This window comes from Paraburkholderia lebeckiae (assembly GCF_050436325.1).
GTDB lineage: Bacteria > Pseudomonadota > Gammaproteobacteria > Burkholderiales > Burkholderiaceae > Paraburkholderia > Paraburkholderia tuberum.
Genome location: NZ_JBNDLZ010000002.1, coordinates 3,093,699 through 3,115,221 on the forward strand (window position 1 = coordinate 3,093,699; position 21,523 = coordinate 3,115,221).

23 protein-coding genes are annotated in these 21,523 nt (G+C 61.8%); 4 read left to right on the forward strand and 19 right to left on the reverse strand.

What is annotated here, in order from left to right:
- Positions 1 to 38 precede the first annotated feature (38 nt).
- Both OKW44_RS17600 and OKW44_RS17605 read left to right on the forward strand, forming a co-directional pair.
- Positions 39 to 1,889 (forward strand): ATP-dependent nuclease, encoded by a 1,851-nt coding sequence (locus OKW44_RS17600; protein WP_035471962.1) that lies wholly within the window; start codon positions 39 to 41, stop codon positions 1,887 to 1,889.
- Positions 1,886 to 3,652, forward strand: coding sequence for a UvrD-helicase domain-containing protein (locus OKW44_RS17605; RefSeq protein ID WP_239499204.1), 1,767 nt, complete (start codon positions 1,886 to 1,888; stop codon positions 3,650 to 3,652). The genes OKW44_RS17600 and OKW44_RS17605 overlap by 4 nt, the downstream gene beginning before the upstream one ends.
- 352 nt (positions 3,653 to 4,004) lie before the next feature.
- On the opposite strand, the gene OKW44_RS17610 is transcribed toward OKW44_RS17605, so the two are convergent.
- From OKW44_RS17610 to OKW44_RS17660, 11 genes are all read right to left on the reverse strand, one after another.
- Positions 4,005 to 4,355, reverse strand: a complete 351-nt coding sequence (locus OKW44_RS17610; RefSeq protein ID WP_084754465.1) for a DUF3085 domain-containing protein — start codon at positions 4,353 to 4,355, stop codon at positions 4,005 to 4,007.
- A 45-nt stretch (positions 4,356 to 4,400) separates the two neighbouring features.
- A complete protein-coding gene (locus OKW44_RS17615; RefSeq protein ID WP_018423061.1) occupies positions 4,401 to 6,698 on the reverse strand; it encodes an SNF2-related protein in 2,298 nt (765 codons plus the stop codon).
- A 99-nt stretch (positions 6,699 to 6,797) separates the two neighbouring features.
- Positions 6,798 to 7,409, reverse strand: a complete 612-nt coding sequence (locus OKW44_RS17620; protein ID WP_018423060.1) for a hypothetical protein — start codon at positions 7,407 to 7,409, stop codon at positions 6,798 to 6,800.
- Between the two features lie 290 nt (positions 7,410 to 7,699).
- Positions 7,700 to 8,152, reverse strand: coding sequence for a hypothetical protein (locus OKW44_RS17625; protein ID WP_018423059.1), 453 nt, complete (start codon positions 8,150 to 8,152; stop codon positions 7,700 to 7,702).
- Positions 8,153 to 8,227: 75 nt separating this feature from the next.
- On the reverse strand, positions 8,228 to 9,346 hold the full coding sequence (locus tag OKW44_RS17630) for a DUF6094 domain-containing protein (protein ID WP_239499203.1): 1,119 nt from the start codon (positions 9,344 to 9,346) through the stop codon (positions 8,228 to 8,230).
- Positions 9,347 to 9,400: 54 nt separating this feature from the next.
- Positions 9,401 to 9,961 (reverse strand): DUF3275 family protein, encoded by a 561-nt coding sequence (locus OKW44_RS17635; RefSeq protein WP_018423057.1) that lies wholly within the window; start codon positions 9,959 to 9,961, stop codon positions 9,401 to 9,403.
- A 271-nt stretch (positions 9,962 to 10,232) separates the two neighbouring features.
- A complete protein-coding gene (locus tag OKW44_RS17640) occupies positions 10,233 to 10,712 on the reverse strand; it encodes a hypothetical protein (RefSeq protein ID WP_239499202.1) in 480 nt (159 codons plus the stop codon).
- 237 nt (positions 10,713 to 10,949) lie between these two features.
- Complete coding sequence (locus tag OKW44_RS17645; protein WP_018423055.1) at positions 10,950 to 11,537, reverse strand: hypothetical protein; 588 nt, start codon at positions 11,535 to 11,537, stop codon at positions 10,950 to 10,952.
- Positions 11,538 to 11,620: 83 nt separating this feature from the next.
- Positions 11,621 to 12,040 carry an antirestriction protein gene (locus OKW44_RS17650; RefSeq protein ID WP_018423054.1) on the reverse strand — a complete coding sequence of 140 codons (420 nt, stop codon included), beginning with the start codon at positions 12,038 to 12,040 and terminating at the stop codon, positions 11,621 to 11,623.
- Between the two features lie 506 nt (positions 12,041 to 12,546).
- A complete protein-coding gene (locus OKW44_RS17655) occupies positions 12,547 to 12,993 on the reverse strand; it encodes a DUF3577 domain-containing protein (protein ID WP_239499201.1) in 447 nt (148 codons plus the stop codon).
- A gap of 390 nt (positions 12,994 to 13,383) precedes the next feature.
- Positions 13,384 to 13,608 (reverse strand): helix-turn-helix domain-containing protein, encoded by a 225-nt coding sequence (locus tag OKW44_RS17660; protein ID WP_026226270.1) that lies wholly within the window; start codon positions 13,606 to 13,608, stop codon positions 13,384 to 13,386.
- Between the two features lie 193 nt (positions 13,609 to 13,801).
- On the opposite strand from OKW44_RS17660, the gene OKW44_RS17665 reads away from it, so the two are divergent.
- Positions 13,802 to 14,221, forward strand: a complete 420-nt coding sequence (locus OKW44_RS17665) for an ACT domain-containing protein (protein ID WP_018423051.1) — start codon at positions 13,802 to 13,804, stop codon at positions 14,219 to 14,221.
- 35 nt (positions 14,222 to 14,256) lie between these two features.
- On the opposite strand, the gene OKW44_RS17670 is transcribed toward OKW44_RS17665, so the two are convergent.
- The 6 genes from OKW44_RS17670 to OKW44_RS17695 all read right to left on the reverse strand — a co-directional run bounded on the left by OKW44_RS17670 (position 14,257) and on the right by OKW44_RS17695 (position 19,885).
- A complete protein-coding gene (locus OKW44_RS17670) occupies positions 14,257 to 15,105 on the reverse strand; it encodes a nucleotidyl transferase AbiEii/AbiGii toxin family protein (RefSeq protein ID WP_018423050.1) in 849 nt (282 codons plus the stop codon).
- A 31-nt stretch (positions 15,106 to 15,136) separates the two neighbouring features.
- Entirely contained in the window at positions 15,137 to 16,162 is a 1,026-nt protein-coding gene (locus tag OKW44_RS17675; RefSeq protein WP_026226268.1) for a type IV toxin-antitoxin system AbiEi family antitoxin, read from the reverse strand.
- A gap of 141 nt (positions 16,163 to 16,303) precedes the next feature.
- On the reverse strand, positions 16,304 to 16,780 hold the full coding sequence (locus OKW44_RS17680) for a TrbG/VirB9 family P-type conjugative transfer protein (protein WP_018423048.1): 477 nt from the start codon (positions 16,778 to 16,780) through the stop codon (positions 16,304 to 16,306).
- On the reverse strand, positions 16,777 to 18,114 hold the full coding sequence (locus OKW44_RS17685) for a TraB/TrbI/VirB10 family type IV secretion system protein (protein ID WP_018423047.1): 1,338 nt from the start codon (positions 18,112 to 18,114) through the stop codon (positions 16,777 to 16,779). The genes OKW44_RS17680 and OKW44_RS17685 overlap by 4 nt, the downstream gene beginning before the upstream one ends.
- 2 nt (positions 18,115 to 18,116) lie before the next feature.
- Positions 18,117 to 19,142: a TrbG/VirB9 family P-type conjugative transfer protein gene (locus tag OKW44_RS17690; protein ID WP_018423046.1), complete on the reverse strand. Its 1,026-nt coding sequence runs from the start codon at positions 19,140 to 19,142 to the stop codon at positions 18,117 to 18,119.
- Positions 19,139 to 19,885, reverse strand: a complete 747-nt coding sequence (locus tag OKW44_RS17695) for a VirB8/TrbF family protein (RefSeq protein ID WP_018423045.1) — start codon at positions 19,883 to 19,885, stop codon at positions 19,139 to 19,141. Before OKW44_RS17695 ends, OKW44_RS17690 begins: the two co-directional genes overlap by 4 nt.
- A gap of 75 nt (positions 19,886 to 19,960) precedes the next feature.
- Between OKW44_RS17695 and OKW44_RS17700 the strand changes: the two genes are divergently transcribed.
- Positions 19,961 to 20,224 carry a hypothetical protein gene (locus OKW44_RS17700; protein ID WP_018423044.1) on the forward strand — a complete coding sequence of 88 codons (264 nt, stop codon included), beginning with the start codon at positions 19,961 to 19,963 and terminating at the stop codon, positions 20,222 to 20,224.
- Positions 20,225 to 20,226: 2 nt separating this feature from the next.
- On the opposite strand, the gene OKW44_RS17705 is transcribed toward OKW44_RS17700, so the two are convergent.
- Both OKW44_RS17705 and OKW44_RS17710 read right to left on the reverse strand, forming a co-directional pair.
- Positions 20,227 to 21,255, reverse strand: a complete 1,029-nt coding sequence (locus OKW44_RS17705; protein ID WP_018423043.1) for a type IV secretion system protein — start codon at positions 21,253 to 21,255, stop codon at positions 20,227 to 20,229.
- Between the two features lie 29 nt (positions 21,256 to 21,284).
- Positions 21,285 to 21,512 (reverse strand): hypothetical protein, encoded by a 228-nt coding sequence (locus tag OKW44_RS17710; RefSeq protein WP_018423042.1) that lies wholly within the window; start codon positions 21,510 to 21,512, stop codon positions 21,285 to 21,287.
- Positions 21,513 to 21,523: the final 11 nt, after the last annotated feature.

Here is a 21,523-nt window from a genome sequence, read left to right on the forward strand (position 1 = left end):
GTGCGGCTCGCAACACCTATGAAGAGGTATACAAGCGAATGAAAGTTGTACGATTGAAGATCTCAAATTTTCGGAGCATCAAGAGTGCCGAGCTGCACTTCGACGGGCACACCCTGATCGTCGGGCCGAACAACGTCGGAAAGAGCACGATATGTGAAGCCTTGGACTTGGTACTGGGGCCCGATCGAATATCTAAGTTCCCACCGGTCGAAGAATTTGATTTTCACAATGCCCAATACCTTGCGCCGAGTGCGGTCGACGGTGAAGAGCCGACGTCCGTCCCCATTCACATCGAGGTTGTGTTAACTGACATCAATGCGGAGATTGAGAATCGTTGCGGTCAGCACCTTGAGTTCTGGCATTCGGCAGAGAAGCGGCTGCTCGGTGAAGGAGAGGCCGACGCTGCGAACCCTCCTTTGGTTGTAAGTTGCCTTCGGTTGGAGACGCTGGCCGAATACAACCCTGAAGAGGACGAATTCGAGGCGAAGACGCTCTATTCGCGGAGTCCTAACGCAGAGCCTGGGGAACTGGACAAGGTCAGCAAAGATGTCAAGCGCTTGTTCGGGTTTCTGTACCTGCGTGCGGTTCGCACAGGCTCTCGCGCCTTGAGCCTGGAGCGTGGCTCGCTCCTCGATGTCATCCTGCGTCTCAGGGGATCACGGGCTGGTTTGTGGGAGCAGGCGATCGAACGGCTGCGGGGGCTGGATATCGAGAAGGATGCAACCCACCTACAGCCGGTGCTTGAGTCAATCGAGGCACGGCTTGGGCGCTACATCGCATCCGACGTGGACGGCAGGACCACCAAGCTGTATGTGTCTCAGTTGACGCGCGAGCACTTGCGAAAGACGATGGCGTTCTTTTTGGCGATGTCCAAGGATCAGACACCGGTACCGTTTCAGCAAGTCGGGACGGGCACGTTGAACGTGCTGGTTCTTGCCCTCCTATCGTTCATCGCCGAACTAAAGCCCGCGTCGGTCATCTTCGCGATGGAAGAGCCCGAGATCGCTGTGCCTCCCCACACGCAGCGCCGCATTGCTGATTACCTTTTGCACAACACAACGCAGGCGTTCGCGACCTCGCACTCGCCGTATGTCATCGAACGCTTCGAGCCGGGACAAACTCTGCTGCTTTCTCGTGGGCCGGACTCCAGCGTCGCTGCCAAGAAAGTGTCGGATGCCGGTGGACTGAAAGGCAACGACTTCAAAAGATTTGCGAGGCGCGGGTTGACGGAGTGCATGCTCGGCAAGGGTACCATCGTGGTGGAAGGACTGACAGAATTTCACGCGTTGCCGGTCGCTGCACGGAAGATGGAGGAAAACGATGCATCGCTTCAGCCGCTCGACATCGCCGGTACTGCCTTCTTTGACTCTGAGAGTGAGAGCGCTATGACAAAGTTCGGAACGTTCTTCAAGGCTCTCGGCCTTAAAACATTTTCGTTCTACGACTTCATCGCACGCTCACCGGAGAAGAAAAAGCTGTTTACCGATGCGTTCGACGTGGACTGTGAACATGCACACGCAGGATTTGAGATGCTGGTCGTTAATGAGATGTCCGTCGACAGACTTTGGACCTTTCTTGATGACCTGAGAGCATCCGGGGATAACGGCAACTTTGCGATTCCTATCGCTCGCCCGACGGACGCCGAGGTGAAAAAGCTCACAGCATCTGCCTTGAAGAACAGCAAAGGTGCGGGGTGGGCTGCCCGACTCTTTGAGGGTAGCACGGTGAACGAACTGCCTGCGACGGTGACCGGGTTTTTGAAGCAGGTTTACGCCGCGTTTCCAAAGCCTGCCGACATCCCAGTAGAAGTTGTCGCCGGGGCCGTGGCTGCGAAGCCCGCTGAAGCCGGTATCGTCGGCACCGTATTACCACCGGCTGCTACCACGTGACCGAGGAACAATCAGTGGCGGTCTGCGACCTTCGGCAGCAACTCCTGGATTGCACTGGGCATGCTCTCGTCATGGGCGGGCCCGGCAGCGGCAAGACCACGATCGCCCTGAAGAAGGCAGTTGTCCGCATCGGGGATGGGTTGGCGCCTGGCCAATCGGTTCTGTTCCTTAGCTTCTCAAGGGCGGCAGTGGCCCGGGTTGGTGAAGCCATCCGCCAGGAGGCTCCGAAAGCTCAGCGCGGGATGCTCAGCATGCAGACCTTCCATTCCTTCTTCTGGATGCTGCTGTCGGCCCACGCTTACCTGCTTGGGGCGCCAAAGTCACTTCGAATTCTGCTGCCGCAAGACGAGCAAGCGCGATACGGGACGATCAAGGCAAAGGACCGCAACCATGAGAATCCCGCATGGCTTGTATGGTTGGCGGAACGAGAGCGGTTGTTCCGAGAGGACGGACAAATCGCGTTCGACCTCTTCGCCCCAAACGCAGCCCAGCTGCTTCAGCGAAGCGAGCTTGTGCGCAGGCTCGTTTCGCAGCGACATCCGCTGATCATTGTGGACGAGGCACAGGACACGAACGAAGACGCTTGGCGCTGCATCGAATTGCTAGCGCCGACGGCGCAAGTGATCTGCCTGGCCGATCTTGAGCAGCAGATATTCGATCACCTACCAGGCATAGGACCAGAGCGCATCACCGCGATCAAAAAATCCCTGAATCCTTTGGAGCTTGATCTCGGGGCCCAGAACCATCGTAGTGGTAGCACTGAGATCGCGATATTCGGACAGGACATATTGTTGGGAAACGTTCGTGGATCGCCTTACACGGGCGTCTCAGCCTTCACATACAACCCGAAGCTACGCACCCAGAACGCGATCATGCGTATGTCACTTGGCATGCTGCAGCGGGCCATCAAAAAGGCGACGGGAAATTATGGCAAAAGCGTTGCGATACTCACACATTCCGGCGCGTCGGCCGCTAAGGTTTCATCGGCATTAAACGCGGAATCGAAGCCAGTCCGCCATAAACTGTCGTTCGATGAAGCGGAGGCCATGCTGACGGCTCGATTCGCCGCGTTTCTCCTAGAGCCGAAGCACGAACATGATCGGATGCAGGATCTTGCAACGGCGCTTGAATTGCTCGCTACAGCGAAACGGGCCAACGGACTGGCGGCCGCGAAACAGTGGCAGGTGTGGGCATTGGCCGCTCGGGCCGGCAAGGTATCGAAGGCGAAGTTTGTGCAGTCGGTGCTGGCCATAATGGACGAACTGCGAGGTGAAGCATTTTCTGGAGATCCGGGGAGGGACTGGACTCACATCAAGGGGGCGCTGCGGGCGGTCGGGGATGCGGACCTTACCGATGTGGCCAAAAGTCTGGACTACCTTGTCGCGTTCAATCGCGGAAAGCGCATCAGCGGAGGACTCGGCGCGGTGTGGATGCGCGACGGACAATATACCCGCGCACGTGAAGTTCTAGACATTGCTCTCGCACAAGATCAGATTCTGGGTGGCATTGACGATCCACTGGGTGTGCAAGTGATGACAATACACAAGGCCAAGGGGAAGCAGTTCGACGGTGTTATCGTGGTCCGCGAAGGACGGCACGACGGGCAGGAAATGGCCTCGTCGTTCGTGTGGTGGGGAGATGAGCCGCCATACCACCGAAGTCGGAAGATCCTTCGGGTTGCCATCACGAGAGCGAAGGCCCACGCGCTGGTACTTGGCCCAATCTACCCAGCGTGCCCCATCGTTGGGCCGCACAAACTATAGGGTGGCGTGGCTGCGGACCGCTTCATTGACTACAGAGCCGAGAACGTCTGCTCCCTCCCTCGATCAAGGACTACATGTGATCGGAGTACCTATTCAGGACACAAGGTATCGGACACTCATAACCGTCGAGAATGGAGCATCATGACCGTGCGCTTAGGCCGAATTCCAGTCTCGCAATGCGAGTCAACGAACGTCCGTATTACCTTGGAAGCCGCCCAATATGTTGCGCTGGGTCGACGGGCCGCAGCGGGTAGATCAGCGGCATCCACGGAAATCCGCGATGGACCGAAAAAAAGCGCCGGTCCCGGAAGGGATCAGGCGCTTTGAATGGGAGCGAAAAGGAGGCAGACCTTTAGAACCGCAGGGCGACTGCGTTGATGTAGAGGTAACCGGTATTGGCTTCGATCTGGAGATCGAAGCCTTCGTCGATGACGCGGTCGAAGACCGCATCGTTGTGGTCAAGATACTCGACGAAATCATCGCCGCCGAATTCTGCCCGGGCGCGCTCCCACCAGTCGTCGAATGGCACCGTATTGGGATTGCATTCGACGGCCCACGCGATGATGCTGCGTTGGCCGTTTTCCATTTCGCCTCTCTCCGAGAGCATGTAGACACCGTGATCCTTGACCAGCACGATTCGACATTGATGTGTGCGGGCTTCGGAAATGACGGGACGCAGACCTGCTGCGAGGAAGTGGATCATGATGAATTCCTTCATGAGGGGATGGGTTAGGAGATGAGGTTCCGGCTATTCCTGACTCACCAGTTGCCGCGCGAGCGCAACTTCGATGCTCTCTCCGCCCTGATTGAGGATGTCGAGACCGGACTCGGGCATGTCGCCGGAGGTAGACTGCGAGACGGCAATCTTCTGTCCCATCAGCTTCAGACACCGCATCTGCGTTGTGGCCTCATAAGCGAGAAATCGCACGGTGACGTCATGCGTCTGACCGATACGCCAGCTCCGGCGTGCAGCCTGTTGAAGCGTGTAGGTGTTAAAGCCCGACTGAAGAAATGCAATCGTCGGGAATTCAAGAAGATCGAGGCCGGTTTTGACCAACTCGGGGTTTGTGATGATGACTTCGGCGCCACGCTCCAGCTGGTCGGCGACCCAGTCCTCACGCTTTTCCGCAGGCACGCTCGCACGAAGCACGGATGCCCTGACACCGACCGCATCGAGAAGATTCTTCAATCGCACCGACGTGTCGCGCGTGCCGGTATAGGTCGTATAGACCAGCGTGCGCCTGCGGTTCAGCAGTTCGCCGCGCACGAGTCGCAGCAGCGCTTCTTCCTTGGGACCGGGTTGATCGTCGCGCAGCAATGCAGGCACGCTGGCCAGGATCCGCTTCGTGCGAGGGTGACGCACGATTTCAGGACGGAAACAACATTCCGGCCACGCGAGCAGCGCATTGAGCACCACGCCGAGCAGACTCTTGTCGCCGCAGCGTAACGCCGCGCGCAATTCTGATGTCAGTGTCGATTCGAGCGAGCGATACGCTGCCGCCATTTCCTCAGTCAACGCGACCGGTAGCAGGGATTCGTCGTAGGGAGGGAGGACGTTCTGGCCAATTTGCGAGAGCTTCAGAAAGGCCGTATACGGCACGACATACCGCATGATGCCCTTGGGACCGAAGCCCGGACCCTTCACCGTCGAGACGCTCTTGCGGTCGCCTTTCGCGGTGCGGTGCGAGCCTTCGTCGACCTGCTTGTGGATGTCGATGAGCACGCCATGCTCGCGCATGAACGCCATCGTTGCGGCCGCCATTGAGCCGTTGCTGTTGTAGTTAAACCCGTCGTCGATCAGCATGGTCGGGTTCAGGCGATAGAGCAGGTGATAGAGGTCGTCGGCGTAGCCGCCCATCAACGTCCCGGTGAGCAGCAACGTTTTCGACGCCTTCCGAGCGAGTACGCCCATTGCCTGGCCCTGGGCGGAGTTCTCGTTCTTGTATTCGTGGCCTTCATCGGCGATGAGTAAACCGAAGTAGCCCTGTGGCAGATACCGTTTAACGAACTCTGAGGCTTGGTAACCGCCTTGTCCGAACGATATTTCCGTGTGAGCGAGCGCGCGCTCCATGCGCTTCGCCTGCCGGTCCGAGAACACGAGTTCGCCGCTGTCGTCCATCAGGTTGATGAACTCGAACACGTTGTCCTGCAGCATGTCCGCGAGCATCGATTCGCCGAAGCGGGAGAGCAGGCGTTCGGCGGTTTTCTCGCCGACGGTCGGCATCTGAAGCAGTGCTCCCTTCACCAGCTCGCGCATCGACCGCGTGCCTTGGCCTTTCGGTGCCAGGGTCCACAGGCGTTCGCCGCAACTGCACGCGCGACGCTTCTCGTTGAGCGCGGGCCGAGCCTGGGTAGGTGTCAGCGGATTGCCGTCTTCGTCGCACACGAACTCGCCGCAGGCAGGGCAGCAGGCAAACACGCGCGTGATTGCGTCAGTCTCCATATCGAGCGTTGCGACGCGGCGCGCGAAGGCAGGCTTCCAGTCGAATCCCATGCGCATGCGCACGCGGCCGAGAATGAAAAACTCGGGTACCGTTGGCCTCGAACGCATAATACGGAGCTGTAGGAGCTTGCGTAGTGTGTCCGGGCCATTGAGGATCCAGACGCGTGCTCCCGGCACCGTCGTTCTGATTTCGCGGCGCCACTTGTAGACGAGATGCGGCGGTGCGATGACGAGCGTGCGCGGATAGCCGCAATGGTGGAGCAGGACGGCAACGCCGATGCCCATCAGCGTCTTACCGGTACCCATTTCGGCGTTGATGACACCGCCCGGTGCGTGTTGCGTCAACAGGGTCGTGATCGCGTGAATGACTTCCCGTTGCGCCGGGAACGGTTGTCGCGACAGTTCGTCGAGCAGTGCGTCCCATCGTGAGGGGCGCTGCCCATCGTAGATCGACGGGTTTTGTTGGCGGACGGCGTCGAGCAGTCCAGCGCCGAAGTTCGAGATGAAGTCCGGCAGGGCGATCACGTCGCCGGCGTTGTCGTCGGCTGTGATGTCGTCGTGTTCGGCATCGCCGTCGACGACGGCGGATTGCAGATCTTCCATGATGCGTCTCCAGAAGACGCGGGCCACGAGCCCCCGGGACGGGGCGCAGGTCCCGCAGATTGGGAAAATAAAGCGAGGGGCGGCAGACCGGCGGTGGGGTTAGTCGATTGCGAGCGCGCCGCTGCGGACCAAGCTGGAGATCGCCTCGGTGAACGAGTCAGGGAGGGCGATCCGGAAAGCGTGGATGCGTCCGACGGGTGAACAAGGTGTCTGGTCGAGCCTGCTGACCATTTGCGCTCCGAGGCTGGCGAGGACCAGGGAGCGCCAGTGCGGCAGCAGCGGTATCGGACTGAGCTGTTCAATAAGCGACCACACGCGTGCTTCCAGCGACGCTTCGTCGTGTGTCTGGGTTTCTCGGTCAACCAGCAGCCATGCCGAGCCGGTGGCTTTTGACGGTGTCAGCAGCGACTCGTCGTAGATCCACGTATGCACGAGGTTGCCGAAGAGGTTGTCTTTCGGCAGACGACCGCTGTATTTGTCCAGCCGCCGCGGATCGCCGATAGGTACGGTGACGATCGGCTGGCTGCTGTCGGGGTCAAGCAGGGTGATCTGACGGATGCCGCCCTCCTGGACGCCCAGATGTAGCGAGGCGTAAAGCTGCTGAACGGCGCCATCGCGACCGAAGACGGACACGAAGGCGAGCTCGCCATCGGGTGCACGCACGCAGGCATCGATGAAGATGTCCTGCAGTTCCTTGATGGGATATAGCATGGGGTGCTCCAGCGTGAATGCCCGGCGCACCCATCGGGCGCTGACCCGGGTGGGTTAAGGAAGATTCCGGGGCGTCCGCAAGGGAGCCGCCGCCGCGCAGACGAAGGCGCCGGAAAGAAGCGGCTGGGGTACCGCTGAAGGTGTCGCGTCACGGGCGACGACGGGTCTGCTACCGGCCGACCAGCGGGAAAACGTGCAGCGCGAAGCGCTTTCCTTGAGCGTCCTGGTGAACGGTCGGGGAAAGCGCCCTGGAGACAGGGCGCACAGAGGTGTAGAAGGAACGGCCGCGGTCAGCAGCCAGTCAGCGTTCCGAGCAAGGCGCGAAGTTCACGGACCTGTCCGGCCGTGAGGGTCATCGACACCAAGGCTTCGGGATGCCAGGTCTCGATCGCAGCTGCTTGAGGCAATCGTTCGTCGACGAGTCGTGCGAACGCGAGGAGTTGGTGTGCGGCTGCGTGCAGTCGCACAGCACGGACCGAGACGTCGGCGGCCGGCCATGCCGTGACGCCCGTCGCATCGAAACTGAGGATCTGTCCGTCGAGTTCCTCATAGTCGTCGTAGAGCAGCGGCATGTTCGGCGCGTCATCCCACAACGTACCGGCGTCGAACGCCGCACGCGCGATGGCGCAGGCCGCCTCGGCGCTGGCGGCCCGGATGCCGACGACGACCCGGTGCGTGTGGTCGAGGCTATAGCCGACGAGGTAAGCAGGCAGTGGCTGGTTCGTGGGGCTTGTATCAGTCATGATTCGGGTGTCTTTGCAGGGCGGAACCTGCCCCCTGCGGGGCAAGGCCCCGCGGGGTTGAAGACGTGACCCGCACTAGCGGATCGTGACGACGCGGCCGAGATTCGGGCCGGGCGTGAAGTCAATGCCCGCGATCGTGGGAACGAACCGGTCGCGCATCAGGATCGTGGTCCGGATATCGCCCTTGTCCGTTTCCTCGATCTGGACTTCCTGCTCTTTCTGCTTGATGGTGTCGCCCCGGATGAGCAGGCGTGTGCCATCAACGCCGGTAACCACACCGGTAATCTGGCCGGCCGCAAGCGCGAGGGCGAGGTGCCAGTCGGACAGGTCGCGCAGGGGACGGCGAGGCGTGACCGCCTTTGCTGCGAACATCGCAGCGAACTGCGGCCAGAGCGTGGCGTGCTGCAGGCGTTGCAGTTCATGCTCGAGCTGCGGCGCATCGATCCGCGTGGACATGAAGGCCTGTTCACCGGCGGCCGATGGAACGCAATACGGTCGTGCAGTCCAGTGCTCGGGCAGTCCCGGTGGCAGTTCACCGTCGCTGATGCAGGCGAGGCGTGCGGCCAATGAGGTGTCGACACCATCCGCGCGACGCTTGACGCCGAAGAGGACGAGCTGTTTGAACGTCTGGTCGGGCGCGAGAAACACTTCGACGTGTGTGAAGTTCCGAGCGATCATCGTGGCGAACTCGCGGTCCATCACGTTGTACGGCACGATCAGCACGAGCACGCCACCGAACGCGAGCCAGGGAACCGCCTTCAGATAGAAGAGCTTCTCCAGACGGTCCGGCTGACGCTCGCCAGTCTGGGCCTTGTCCGATACGACGTCGCCATACGGCGGATTCAGGAACAGGAGTCCCATGCTCCGGGCGGTGATGAACATGTCCTGGATGTCGGTGTGTGCCACGGTCTCCAGGACATCCTTCGCGTGCCATGCACGCTCGCGGTCATACTCGACGCCAAATGCGCGGATCGCATCAGGTGTTGCGGACTGCCTTCCAAGTGCGTCCTTTAGCTCGTGCAGCGCGGCGCCTTCGCCGCAACATGGATCGAGCAGCCGTACGGGGCGGTCTGGATCGGCCAGCGCGAGCGCCGGGATGATCCGTCCGAGCGTGACGGCATCGGTCGGGAAGTAGCCGTTTTTCACGAAATTTCGGGCGAGGCGGGGAAAGATCAGGGCCATGTCGATCTCCAATGAATCATGGCGTGCCGCTTGCCGGAAGGCCCGGCACGCAGCAAGTGGCAGGAATCAGGCTCTCAGCCAGGTCTGGCTGGAGGCCTGGAAGGCGTAACCGAATGCGCGAAGCTGGTCGCGTTGCTGACGGAACACGCCGCGGTCGACGGTTGGATCGAGCTTCACTGGCTGACCCGCGACAATCGCATCGGCCAGCTCGGTTCCGAACAGGTCGGGCAGATACAGCTCGCCAGAATCGCCTTCGGTTTGTGCGGGGGATGGCCCTTGGTCAGCATGGGCGGGGGCTGCGGCACTGGGTATGCGTTCCTCGTCGGCCGGATCCGGCTCGGTCGAGGACGGTGCCTGGCCGGTCTCGCTGAACGGCTCATCGTTGTCGAGCTGCACATCGGCGAGCCTCGCGCGGATCTCGACGGTGACCTTGCCGTACCACACGTAGCTGTGCGGATAGATCTTGTCGATCAGGAAGGTACCGGTATAGGCGCCGGGCTCGAACTGCTCGAGCACCTTGTCCTTGACCTTGAATTCGCCGACAGACGTGGTCAGTTCGCCGACCTGGAACGGGCCGTTGCTGCCCTTGATGGTGCGCACGTCGAGCGTGCCGGAAAGAGAGATCACGATGCCTCCAGAAAGTGAGGCGGGACGCACCCTCGCGGGTATGGCGTCCCGCGGGTGGGTTGAAGAGATACGGATCGATTCCGTCTGCCAGCGTGACGGGCAGGTAACCGATGAGCGCGCCGGAAGAGGCTGTAGCTTTCACATGAAGCGGCGACGCACGGATCCGCATCGAAAGGATCGAGAGCAATGGGTCTTCACCGAAGCGCCACCGGTGCGGCGCTTCAGAGATGACCCGGCAACCAGGCCACGCGCCTATGCGGCATGAACGAACCTAGCTAGTGGGTTGCCGGGCAGGTTCGCTGGAGCGTCGTTGCTGGACGATGTGATGAAAGAGCCGGGGCGGAAAGAGGAACAGCTGACCGCCACTTTCGACGATCCACGTGCGATGACGCTGGCTGACGACGACGGCCTCGGTGATCGACAGCCCTTTGAGCGTTAGCATGTCGCCGGGCCTCAACACACGCGAGCGCGCCGCAATCGACAGCCCTTTGAGCGTTAGCATGTCGCCGGGCCTCAACACACGCGAGCGCGCCGCATGCCACGCGCGGACCTTTTCGCGCCATGCAGGTGAAGCGGGCGGGACCATCTCGAGATACGCGAGCGGGCACGAGTAATAGAACGGCTCCATTTCCTCGCACAGGTCCTTGTAGCCCCAGCCGGCGCAGCCTTTGTCCCAGGCGAGCAGGTCGCAGCCGATGTAACGCAGCGGCGTGTCGCCGGGGCGTTCAATTTCCCAAACCGTCCAGAGCACGTTGCCACTGCTACAGTGGCGCAGGCAGCGACGTGCGCAGTCATCGTGCTCCTCATTGCGTGTGAGGCGTGCAATCAGTTGCGCACGCGTCTGTCCATGACTAAAGAGCCATCCCATGGTGTACCTCGCACAAGTGATTCGAGGCATTGCTCCCAAAGCGGGTGTGATGCCCCGCGCGGAATGCACCGCTGATCTGGTGCAGTTGGAAGAATGAGGTGATGCGGTGCAAGTCTCTGGTCACACGCGCCGTTGTGAGCGAAGGTCGCGACCGATGACGGTACGCACCGAGCCGATAACGAAGACTGTCCAGTCGGCGAAATACCGTCCGTCGAAAACGAGCACTCCCGCGTTCAGCATGAGCTGGATCGGCATCGTGATCCTGCCGCTAGGCGTCTGCCCGTCGCGTCCGGCCACGTGCTCCATGTCGGGGAAGAACCGATAACCCTCGAACGGATCGAGGAATTCGAGCTTGAGGTCGCGGGCCTCGACGGTGTGGCAATAACGCAGCCGGCCGATCAGCGGTCCATCAAACCCTGTAACGAGCGGGGACCCAAGCGGATCGTCGCGTCCGTTGAAGAGCCCGAGGTAGAGGCCGTCGGGAAGATCGACGCTCTGCACCGTATAGCGCGGCAATGTGCGCCCGTCGCGGCACTGAAAAACCTGCTGCGACGGCTCGTCGTCATCATCGGGCTGGTCGGCGGCATGAAGCTGTGATGTTGGTTTGTGCTGGAAGCCGTTCTCGCGTACCAGTGACCCTTGGCGCGTACTCGTATCAAAGCCGCTGATGGCGGGGCGGGAAGCGGTGATGGAAGTGCAGATTGACATCGTTGTCTCCGGGAGTGTGCGGAGACGCGCCCTGCGGGCTGCGTTCCGCAAGACGTGAAGGGGGTGGACCGGGTGTCAGTCCATCAATCGATAGCCGCGAAGATCTCGCGCGCCTCAGGGTGAGATGGAACGAAGGCGAGCAGCCTGTGATAGAGCTCCGTGAAATGCGCGTCTTCTGTCGACCACGCCATGGCGTTTAGTGCGAAGAGGCTGGCAACAATACCGGCGGCGTCACTGCTCATTTCGCCGTCGTATCCGTTGCCGTCGCAGGTGATGGGTAGCGGGCCATCCAGACGAGGCGTCATGTAGAACGCGCCGTTGGACAGCTCGACGTAGTCCCAGAATCCGCCGTGGTAGGTTGGGCACAACGACGACATTGCGGCGTAAACAGCGAATTCGGCGCGGATCATATGCTTGCCGCAGTATCGCGGCAGGATTTCCATACGACGATCCTCGGGCACGATGGTGGCCACGATGCCGTGCGTTTCAGTGGTCTGGTTCATGACATCCTCCGGGAAGGGAGCGGAGGATGGCTGCCCGGGCGGGGAGGCGCATTCCCCGCGAGGGTTGAACAAAGGAACTACCTGAGAGCGGGGAAGCGAGCTATTCCGGACCCGGCATCATGGCGACGCGGGTACAGCCGTGCAGACAATGGCACCGGAAGAGGGCTGTGAAGGTGTCGCCTGACGCGGCGACAGACGGACCTGCAACTGGCAGGTCGGCAGTGAACACGTTATGCCTCATTGGCCCTCATTGGCGTTGATTGGCAGTGAGGGCGAATGACGCATAGCGCCTGGCAGTTAACCCCTGCCAGGCGCGTGTCTGGGCCGGAACGATCGATCCGGCGCAAACGGCACGGCGTAGTGGGGCCGCCGTGGACCCGGTCGACGATCTGCGGGACGGTACCGGCTTTCCGGAGCGGGCTCGGGGAGTGTCGCCCTGGAAAACCGGCAGTCCGGTCATGCGCGAGAGGAAGCCCCCGCGCGAGGCGGGGACCGAGGGGCGCCGGTCATTCGGCGTTGGCGGACGGGCGACGGGCGCTCCCGTTCGCATGACGGCGCAGCGGCGGATAGCGGTTGCTGCGCGCGTTGGTGCGTTCGGCCGCTGCTGCATCGTTGCTTGACGCTCCGATGTCGCGGCTGTTGGCCGGTCCCTCAGCAGGAGGCGTATCGCGGCGATCGCGATTGCGATCGCTCGTCGACGGTTCATGCCCGTTGATGGTCTCCGCGGAAGTGTCGGCGCCTGCTTCAGCGTCGTCGTCTTCGCGGTCGCTTTCGTCACGGTAGACTTCCTGGCCGTCGACCTTGATCCAGAAAAGCTTGAGCAGACGCCCCTTGAGGACAGCGCCGGTCTCGCCCGCGCGGTTGCCGGTACGCTCGAACGTACGGATGTAATGATCGCCCGCGCGGAAGGAGACGAGGACTTTGACGTCCGGATCGTTGGCGTCGTTCGTCACGGCGCGCACAGCTTCCTTCGCCCTCTGTCGGGGAATGACAATTCCCCAGACGGGCAAGAAAAGAAAGCTTCCGGTCAAAAGACCTGCGGTGGTCCAGACAGTGGGACGAAGCAAACCGCGGAAGGTGTCGCACGAGCGACGGTACCGCGAAGGATGCTGGATGGGCTCCAGCGGGCAACTTCAATCGCGAATCATAGTCGGCGACACCGAAAAATCAAGGCGGTTTGCCGATCATTTCTGTTCGCTGTTCAAATGAATTTGACGGGATTGAACTTGATCTCCCGATGCGTCACGATGTCTCACAAGCAAAGACCTGGCAGGTCGACGGACAGGCCGGCGCTCTGATTGCGGAAAGTGGGTGGGATTGCACAGCAGGCCAGTCACGCAATGTCACGTGAGCTCATCAAAATCCAGCATGGAAGCGGGAGAAACGCCGAGTGTGGAGGCCAGCACACAGATGTTATAGAGGGCAATGTTGCGCTGCCCCCTTTCGATGCCACCAACGTACGACCGGGCGAGCCCACTTTCGAGCGCAAGCCGCTCCTGTGACCAGCCGCGCGCCTTGCGAAGCTCGACCAGGCGTTTCCCAAACAGGGCAAGGGGGTCGTACTGCATCGACATCTCGATCGGAAAGATATCGAAGCGTACGTATTTGACCTGTTTGAGGCCACGCTCTATCATGACACGCACTATGAGTGACAATCCTGCATATCGGCCGCAATAGTTTTGATATTCGACGTGGGTACGGCTCGCGATGCCGCGGCCGGTGTACCTGCCCGATTGACCCTCTTCTTGTACAGGGAGCGCAGTGAGCCAACCCGTCTCGGATCTCGCACAGTTGCTGGCGTCCATGCAGCCAGAGCTGAATGAAGGCGCCTATGTTTTTTCGTCCGTGCTGGCAGACAGGGACGTGTCGCAGCTCGCTCCCCTGGCGACGTTTCGTGAGCGCGAGGGGCTGACCGTCATCATCGATGAACCGACGGCGCTGCGCGAAGGGTTACCTGTTCTTTTCCGGGCAGCCTGGATCACGCTGAACGTCCATTCCGACCTGGAGGCTGTGGGACTCACGGCTGCAGTTGCTGACGCGCTGACCAGGGCCTGCATCAGTTGCAACGTCGTTGCTGCCGCATTTCACGATCACATTTTTGTGCCCGTGGAGCGCGCGCGGGATGCGCTTGCTCAGTTGACGGACCTCCAGGCGCGGGCAGGACAAGGCGTGCCGGGCTAGCCGGACACCGCTGTGAACACTTTGGTCCGGGTGGGTCACGCCCCGTTGCCGCGCTGAACCGCCGCGACAAATTCCTGGCGAAACGCGTCAAAGAGCTGACTGATCCGTTCAGCCGTATCGCCGCCGAAAATTCGTGCGCGGCTTGCCATCATGTGCGTGAGTATCAGGGGCGACGGATCGTCCGGCGCAACGACCGCGAGGATCTGGTCGCGCACTTCCGGCGTGACGATACCCGCCATGTCGCGGCCGAGGAGGGCCGCGCCGCCGATATCGGGATCGTGCTCGTGCCGTTCGATCAAGTCGAAGGCGTCGTCGGCATACAGCCTCTCGAGATTTCCTGCCTCGCCGTACCATGCCAGCAGGAAAAGCAGATCGGTTGCGTCCTTGCGATCGACCGCGTGACGATCTTTCCAGGCGATGATCTTGAGCATTGCCTGCGCCGGAAGGGAAGCGACAGGCACCACGAGATCGGCATCCATGCGTACTGGCACAGCGACCTGCAGCGCCTGTTCGAAGCCGGCGACGTTCATGCGGATAACCTGATCGGGCGGCCAGGCAATTTCGCCGCCATGGTCTGCGATGCCCCCGAACGGTACGATATCGAGCCAGGTTCTCGCGCCGGTCTCAGGGGCCTGATAGTGCAGCCGGTGGGTTGCACTGCCTCGCTGCTCGAAGTGGCCGGATGTGAGCAGCGCCGTTCTCAGTGTTTCATGGCCGGCCCAGCTTTCGATGGAAATGCCGATGTCAACGTCTGCAGTGGCCCGGGTCGGTTCGATATCGTGGACGTGCGTTAGCACGATGTCACGTGCGCTCGCCCCACCGACAAACCACTGGATGCTCTTTTCGGAAGCAGCGGCAGCCACTTCACGCAAAAGGGCCACCATTTCGGGTGGAAAAGGGCGATGGGGGCGAGGCTCAAGCGGGGAGATATTGTTCACGCACTAACCGGGCCGTTTCGAGATTGCGCGAGTCGCCGCTCGCTACGAGATCAGCGTAGACGAGCAGGGGCGGCGCGATGTTTTGCGGAAGTCCAGCCGCAGGCTGGAACTGGATCGGGGACCTCAGGAATTCAATGTTGCCGTCGCGATCAGGCCGCAGGCGAGCCTTCGCGATCCACTCCCTCGGGACCTCGCTGGCACAGTATACGGTGAATGTGGCGGGTTTCAGGTATTGCGTAAGGATGGCTGCTGCCGGCTCTCCACCAAACTGGCATCGGTCGGGAAGCTCGGGAACGCTTCTCCACCAGTCGGGGATGTCGGTGCGAAAGTGGCCGAGCTGAAGCGATCCACGCAATAGTGTCGGGTACAACGTGGTCCATTCATCGATGAGCCGGCCTGCGTCGGCGAACTGCATGCCGTGCCCGCCGGGCTGCTCGATGAGGTCGCGCCGGGCCAGCATGCCGTGAATGGCATTCTGGACCGTTCCATGGCTGACGCCGGCAACCTGTGCGATATCCCGGTAGGTTTTTTCCAGCAGCGAAGGGACCGCGAGCAGGGCAAGCGCGACGCGCAGTGTCGATCTGGTCCAGGTCCGGCTATGTGCCTGCGGGCTGCTGTCCGGGCGTGGGCGTCCAGACACGAGAATGACGCTATCGCCTAGAAGAAGACTGGCGTTGCCGGCCAGATCAAGCGCATCAACCTGCATGTCACGGCACGCGTTAATCATGTTAGGGGATAGATACGATGTCACGAGCAGGAGCCGGTCATCGTCGTCCGGCGCGGCCTGCGCGCGGAGAGCGGCCAAGGTGCCGTAGCGATCGATCGTCCGCTTGACATGCGCGAGGCGTTTGTAGCGGCGGGTGCCGACATGGAACTCCAGTACTGCATCCGCGCCGGATCGGGGTGGCGCCTTGCGCAGATGGACAGGAACACCGGTCGCATCGCCGAACGCGGTGGCGGCAGCTTCCAGCAGAGGAGGCAGATCGTGGTCGGCCGGATGCATGGCAAGGTCGCGGTTGTCCAAGTTTGTTCATTGTACACGTTCCGTGGACGGCCTGACATTTTGGATGCGACCGGCCTTGTCCGAAAAGTAGGGTTGTCCACGTTCCGTGGACGGTCAGGATTTTTGGACAAGAGACTATTTCTACTGGGATGGCTCGTCGCGAGGATTGACGCCGCCGGCAGGGGCGTCTTTTACCGCCTGGGTTGAAGTAACCGGCGTTTGCTCAGATGGTCGAGCTAGCCCGAAGTGAGCCATCCGGGGCGGACCGACCGGCGCCGTTCGTACCGCACGGGCTTCCCAGCCCGCGGAGCGAAATACCAGCGCGGTGTCCATCCGGTCGACGACGACATAAGGCGGGTCGGGCCGCCAGCGCATGAGTACCAGGCCGCCTGGCATGTCGGCGAAGATAGCCGGCACTTGTTCCGGTTCGTCGAACTGCAGATAGATTTTTTGGCCGTCGTCGAACACCTGGTACGGTCGTACTTCGGCGGCGCCGCTCAGACGCCAGTCGAAATCATAGATCGGCCCGGTAGCGGGCGGCGGCTCGGCGCAGGCCGTCTGGAGCACGCAGCCGAGGATCAGCAAGGTTGCAGAAAACGCGGTGGTGGAATGTTTCATCGATTGCAGCTCCCGTCAGTGACGTTGGGCGGCAGCATCATGTCCCGCTGTGTGATGAACGTGATGCGTTGACCGGGCTCCAGCTTCAGGGTCGGCTGGATGTTCATGTTGCGCTGGAGAATGGTCTGGGTCGTTTGCGACAGGGACTGTGCTGCCGCTTCCGACAGATCGGTCGACGCGCCTCCGTTGATGTTGATCGTGGTGCCGCTCTGTTGACTCTGGTTGTGGCCGATCCAGGCGGCGACGCCGGCGATCAGGAAGGTCGACCCGAAGATCCTGAAGAAGTGGTTATTGACCTCGGCGGTGACGCCCGCCTCGCCGTCGGGATCGTTGCCGGTCAGTCCATCGAGACGCATGGTCGCGTGCCAGAAGATCATCCGGGTGGCAGCCATGAGCATCAGGTTCTGGCCGATCGCGACATCGTTGTTTGTCCGACCGAGAATCCGCGTACCCTTCGGGATCAGCTTGCAGCTGCCATCGATACTGTCGTAGATGTCGCGGTCGACCATCGCACGGAAGGTACCTGGCATGTCGCTTTTCGCGCCCTGCAGGATCACCGTGGGAATCGGTGTACCGCCCATCACCATGTACGGCGAAGTGATGGGGACCGGAACCAGCGGCTTCGCATCGTCAGTCGCTTCGCCCTGTTGTCTGACCCAGTCGGCGTTGCGCCGGTTGGTGGCGCTCGACACATTGACCGGCGTGAGACCTGATTCGGTCGTCTCCGAAGAACCACCACCCGGTAATGGGCTGCCTGGCGCTGCCTGCAAGTCGGAAAGGCGCGCCAGGCTGCCCGCGATGCGGTCGGGCGACAGCCTGTTCTCCGCGGACGGGTTGCCGTTGCCTCCGCCTGTGTCCTCGTAAGCGACGAGCGACTGGCTCTGCATGGCGTCGATCTGCCGTTGCAGCGCGAGTCGATCGGCGTCGCGATCGGGGGTAGCTGGGCCAGACGTCCGGTAGTTTCGGGGCAGCGGGCCGGCATCGTCTCCGGGCACGCCCTTGGGGATGCCGTCGAGCGGTGTGCCGCCGAGCGGGGCGCTGGCTGCCGACGCGGCATCGCCCGCACGTGCCAGCGCCAGGTTCCGCTGGTCTTCGAGGCGCTTGCGGATCGCATCCGGTGAGGCCTTCGGTTGCCGCGCATCCGCCGCGATCTGCTCGCGCTCGCGCCGCTCGGCTGCGGTCTCGTGCGGATGGGACAACGCGTGCACCAGGACGATCGCGAGCAGTGCGGAGCACAGCGCGACGAGCAGCGTTTTCGCGAGATTCCGGCGGATGCGTGTGAGCCTGGCTGGCTCAGGCGTAAGCGGGGTGCCGCTTTTTTCCGGGGCGGCCATGTTCACGGTTTTCCGTAAATGTTCTTCATGCGGGCCGAATCACAGCCGAACAGTCCGCAGGCTTTGCTGCGACCGTTAAAGACCCGTACTTCCTCTTTGCCGCGTTTGAGCAGCAGGCCGTATGGGGCGATTTGCTGCACCTCGAACAGGTCGTTGCCGAGCGGCACGAAGCTAGCGATCTCAGCATGGCCCTTGTCGTCCATCAGCAGGATCGCGGGCAGTTCGGCGTGGTGGGGAAACTGCAGATACGTGAACCTTCCATCGTCAAAAACGGTCACTGGCGTGAACGGTGCATCTCCCTCCAGGCGATAGTCGAAGTTCGCCTGGTCGAGTGCGATGCGCGGACCGCCTGAGCGCGCATCGACAGTCGACGCCGCCTGCGCGCTTCCGTTCGCCTGTGCGCCCGTGCTTAGCGCAGGAGCGTTGCCCGGGTACTCGATGCCGAAGGGCGAGACCTGTCCCGCTGTCATTTGCGCATCGGTATCGAGGTAGTGCCAAGAGACGCGGTGATAGACCGTCCCATTGTCCGATGAGCGCAGGTCCAGTTCGTAGCGCCGGCGCGACGTGATGATCGTCGCGACATTGTCGAGCCCGGGCAGGCGCGCCTCGATGAACAAATCGCGCTTGGTGAGCGCCGTATGCTCGAGCCAGCGCTTGCCCGTATCGGACAGGTAGACACCGGTGACTTCCTCGTCGGGGCCGAACACCAGGTGCGTTTCCTCGTTGGTGCGCACAAGTACGGGATAGAGGTAGTCCGGGTCATAGTCGTAGACGACGAGCGACGAATCGTCGGGCGCCGGATAGGGACCGTTGATGTGCGCACGGGACGCGGGCGCGTATCGGGCGCGAGGCCGCGGCGTTGGCGTGCGAACGGCATTCTCCGCGGGCTGCGTCGGGACTGTCGTTACCATACTTGCGGGCAGCGGCGTGGACGGCGCAGGCGATGGTGCTGCGCCTTGGGCCCGGGCCGTCGCGGCGCACATCGCAAGGAGCACCGTGACGCACGCAGTCGAAAGAAGAAGCTTCATTGCGTGGCTCCGGGATTGACACCCAGATAGGGTGTAAGGCTGAAGTGGGTGATACGAAGCCCGATCGGGTTGTCCTTCTCTTCGCCGGATTTCAGCGTTTCAGGCGCGAGAAGGAAGCTGACCGTGAGCAGCATCTGTTTCGGGCGGGACGGCTTGCCGTTCACGCTCTCGATCAACGTGAAGATCAGGTAGGCGACCTGTCCATCGGGTGAGAACGAGGTGGAGTTCTCGATGAATTCGCGGGTGAGGCCGGGCGTCTGCACGACGCGCTGCGCGACCGGATCGGTCACGGTAATGTACGTTTCCAGCTCTTGCGTGGCGGCGCCCGACGTCCAGCCGAATGCGGCCGGGATCTGGCGCGTGAGCGTGTCCTGGCTGTCCGCTTCTATCGTGAAGACGCGCGACGCCCATTTCACGAGGAAATAGCGCTTGTTCGCCGCGGTGACCGAATAGGTTTCGGCGTATCGGTCCGAGACCCATACGGCGCCACTCTTCTCGTCGTGTTCGACAAAATACGGACGCGGGCCGCTGTGCGCGCTCTGCACGATCAGTGCAGCGCATTCACCGGCAGCGATCAGCGCGAACGCGGCGGCCACCTTGATTGCGAGCCGCTTTTCCCAGAGGGGGCGCTGGAAGGCGGCAAACCAGGCCGTGACTGCTTCGCCGGTATGCGGTGGCGACGGAAGGTCGGCGGCGGGTGTCTGGATGGCGGATGAGACGCTAAAGGGCAGGCGTAGGCGCATGACTCAACCCTTCCGGCAGAAGCACGCCCGCGGTGCTACACTGGGCTCCAGTTCACCTGCTGCGAGGGTGCAGCCATGGCCAAGCTCAAGATCATCCTGCTGTACTTCATATTGCCGATTCTGCTGTTCGCGGCGTTCGTCCTGTATCAGGTCGGCGCGCAGCATTTCGGCGTGGCAATGATGCTTGTGGGAGCGGCCGCATTCATCGCCTGGTCGTGGATCAGGACCACACCGAAGGAGCGTGCGGAGGCGCAGCGCATCGATCGAGAGGTGCGGTACCAGCAGGATCAGGAATGGGCGTCGTACTACGCGTCGCACCAGCAAGATCGTCATCACTGACCTCATTTGAAGATCCCCGGTGTGATCTGGCGACCGATCGCGCCCTTCCCAAAGCCCTTTACTGCACCTCCGCCACCCCCGGTAACAAGCGCTCTCGCAATCTCGGGCACCTGCCACATCATGAAAGCCCCCACTCCACAGACGAGCGCGAGCGCCAGCATCGCGAGGTAGTTTGTCGCGTAGTACGCGTCGCTATTCGTGCCGTTCTGCGTCGCGCTCTGTTGTACGAGACTCTGGATGCCCGGCAACACGCCGCTATAGACGATCGCCATCATCAGACACGCGACGACCTTGAAGAGCCCTGCGGAAATCGTGAAGCGCAGCCAGCCATCGAAGAGGAATTCGCCGGCGGGCAGGACGTACCATGGGATGAGTACGGGCCCGAGGCAGAAGGCGATGTCGAGCAGAAACGAGCCGAATTGCACAACCACCACGAAGATCATCGTCATGAGCGTGATCGCAATGACCGCGAGCGCTTTGGCAAGGAATGCGAGCAGGACGAGCGGTAGGTTCTTGATGAGCGTCCAGATCGAACTCAGGCCCGCCGAATTCGCCCCGGCATCGCTCGCGGTCCCACATTCTTGATGCTCCGTGTTCGGGATCACCACGCCATCGGGCGTCACGTCCGGTACCTGCTCGCAGACTTGGGCGGCTTCCGTCCGCACGCCCTGCATGATGGTCGAGGCGGCGTTGACCAGCGCTCGCAGCAGGTCACCGGGGTTGCCTTCGCCACCGGACACGCGCGAGGCCATGGCCTGCATGTTGTCGACGAAGTAGCTATGCACCGTGCCGGACCAGGCCGTGAGCATCACGAGGATGACGGCGCATTTGATCAGGTGGCGGAAGAGGTTCGCGAAGAAGCCGGGGAAGTCACCTTCGAGCAGCCACAGGAACACGTGCCATGTCGCCATGACGAGGCCCAGCGCGGCGAGCAGGTCGATGCCGTCAGACAGGAACAGCGTCTGCAGGCTCGTGCCCTTCGCCTGCATCGTCGCGAAGAGTGCGTTGAGCACGGAGATGACGTCGTTCATGACCTGATCCAGTTGACAATGGGACGCCGCTACCGAAGACCGCCGGCAAGGCGCAGCAGCCCGAGCAGCAGGGCGAGCGGCAGTGCGATCCAGGCCGCGGCAAAAACCTGCGGATTTTCCGCATGCACCACCAGCAGCCCGACGAGCAGCGACAGCCGGACGCTGCGGGTAATGCGCCGGTCGAACGTCCAGCCCGGATCGCGCTGATCGAACGGAACAACGCTGCGGAGCCGATATTCACGGATGGCGTGCAGCACTACACGTAGCT

What these genes read in the sequence shown, in the direction of transcription:
- OKW44_RS17600 (WP_035471962.1), top strand. Translation starts at nt 39, where the DNA reads ATGAAAGTTGTACGATTGAAGATCTCAAATTTTCGGAGCATCAAGAGT.
- OKW44_RS17610 (WP_084754465.1), bottom strand. Translation starts at nt 4,355, where the DNA reads ATGATCCACTTCCTCGCAGCAGGTCTGCGTCCCGTCATTTCCGAAGCC.
- OKW44_RS17615 (WP_018423061.1), bottom strand. Translation starts at nt 6,698, where the DNA reads ATGGAAGATCTGCAATCCGCCGTCGTCGACGGCGATGCCGAACACGAC.
- OKW44_RS17620 (WP_018423060.1), bottom strand. Translation starts at nt 7,409, where the DNA reads ATGCTATATCCCATCAAGGAACTGCAGGACATCTTCATCGATGCCTGC.
- OKW44_RS17625 (WP_018423059.1), bottom strand. Translation starts at nt 8,152, where the DNA reads ATGACTGATACAAGCCCCACGAACCAGCCACTGCCTGCTTACCTCGTC.
- OKW44_RS17645 (WP_018423055.1), bottom strand. Translation starts at nt 11,537, where the DNA reads ATGTCAATCTGCACTTCCATCACCGCTTCCCGCCCCGCCATCAGCGGC.
- OKW44_RS17650 (WP_018423054.1), bottom strand. Translation starts at nt 12,040, where the DNA reads ATGAACCAGACCACTGAAACGCACGGCATCGTGGCCACCATCGTGCCC.
- OKW44_RS17660 (WP_026226270.1), bottom strand. Translation starts at nt 13,608, where the DNA reads ATGCAGTACGACCCCCTTGCCCTGTTTGGGAAACGCCTGGTCGAGCTT.
- OKW44_RS17670 (WP_018423050.1), bottom strand. Translation starts at nt 15,105, where the DNA reads ATGGTGGCCCTTTTGCGTGAAGTGGCTGCCGCTGCTTCCGAAAAGAGC.
- OKW44_RS17675 (WP_026226268.1), bottom strand. Translation starts at nt 16,162, where the DNA reads ATGCATCCGGCCGACCACGATCTGCCTCCTCTGCTGGAAGCTGCCGCC.
- OKW44_RS17680 (WP_018423048.1), bottom strand. Translation starts at nt 16,780, where the DNA reads ATGAAACATTCCACCACCGCGTTTTCTGCAACCTTGCTGATCCTCGGC.
- OKW44_RS17685 (WP_018423047.1), bottom strand. Translation starts at nt 18,114, where the DNA reads ATGGCCGCCCCGGAAAAAAGCGGCACCCCGCTTACGCCTGAGCCAGCC.
- OKW44_RS17690 (WP_018423046.1), bottom strand. Translation starts at nt 19,142, where the DNA reads ATGAAGCTTCTTCTTTCGACTGCGTGCGTCACGGTGCTCCTTGCGATG.
- OKW44_RS17695 (WP_018423045.1), bottom strand. Translation starts at nt 19,885, where the DNA reads ATGCGCCTACGCCTGCCCTTTAGCGTCTCATCCGCCATCCAGACACCC.
- OKW44_RS17700 (WP_018423044.1), top strand. Translation starts at nt 19,961, where the DNA reads ATGGCCAAGCTCAAGATCATCCTGCTGTACTTCATATTGCCGATTCTG.
- OKW44_RS17705 (WP_018423043.1), bottom strand. Translation starts at nt 21,255, where the DNA reads ATGAACGACGTCATCTCCGTGCTCAACGCACTCTTCGCGACGATGCAG.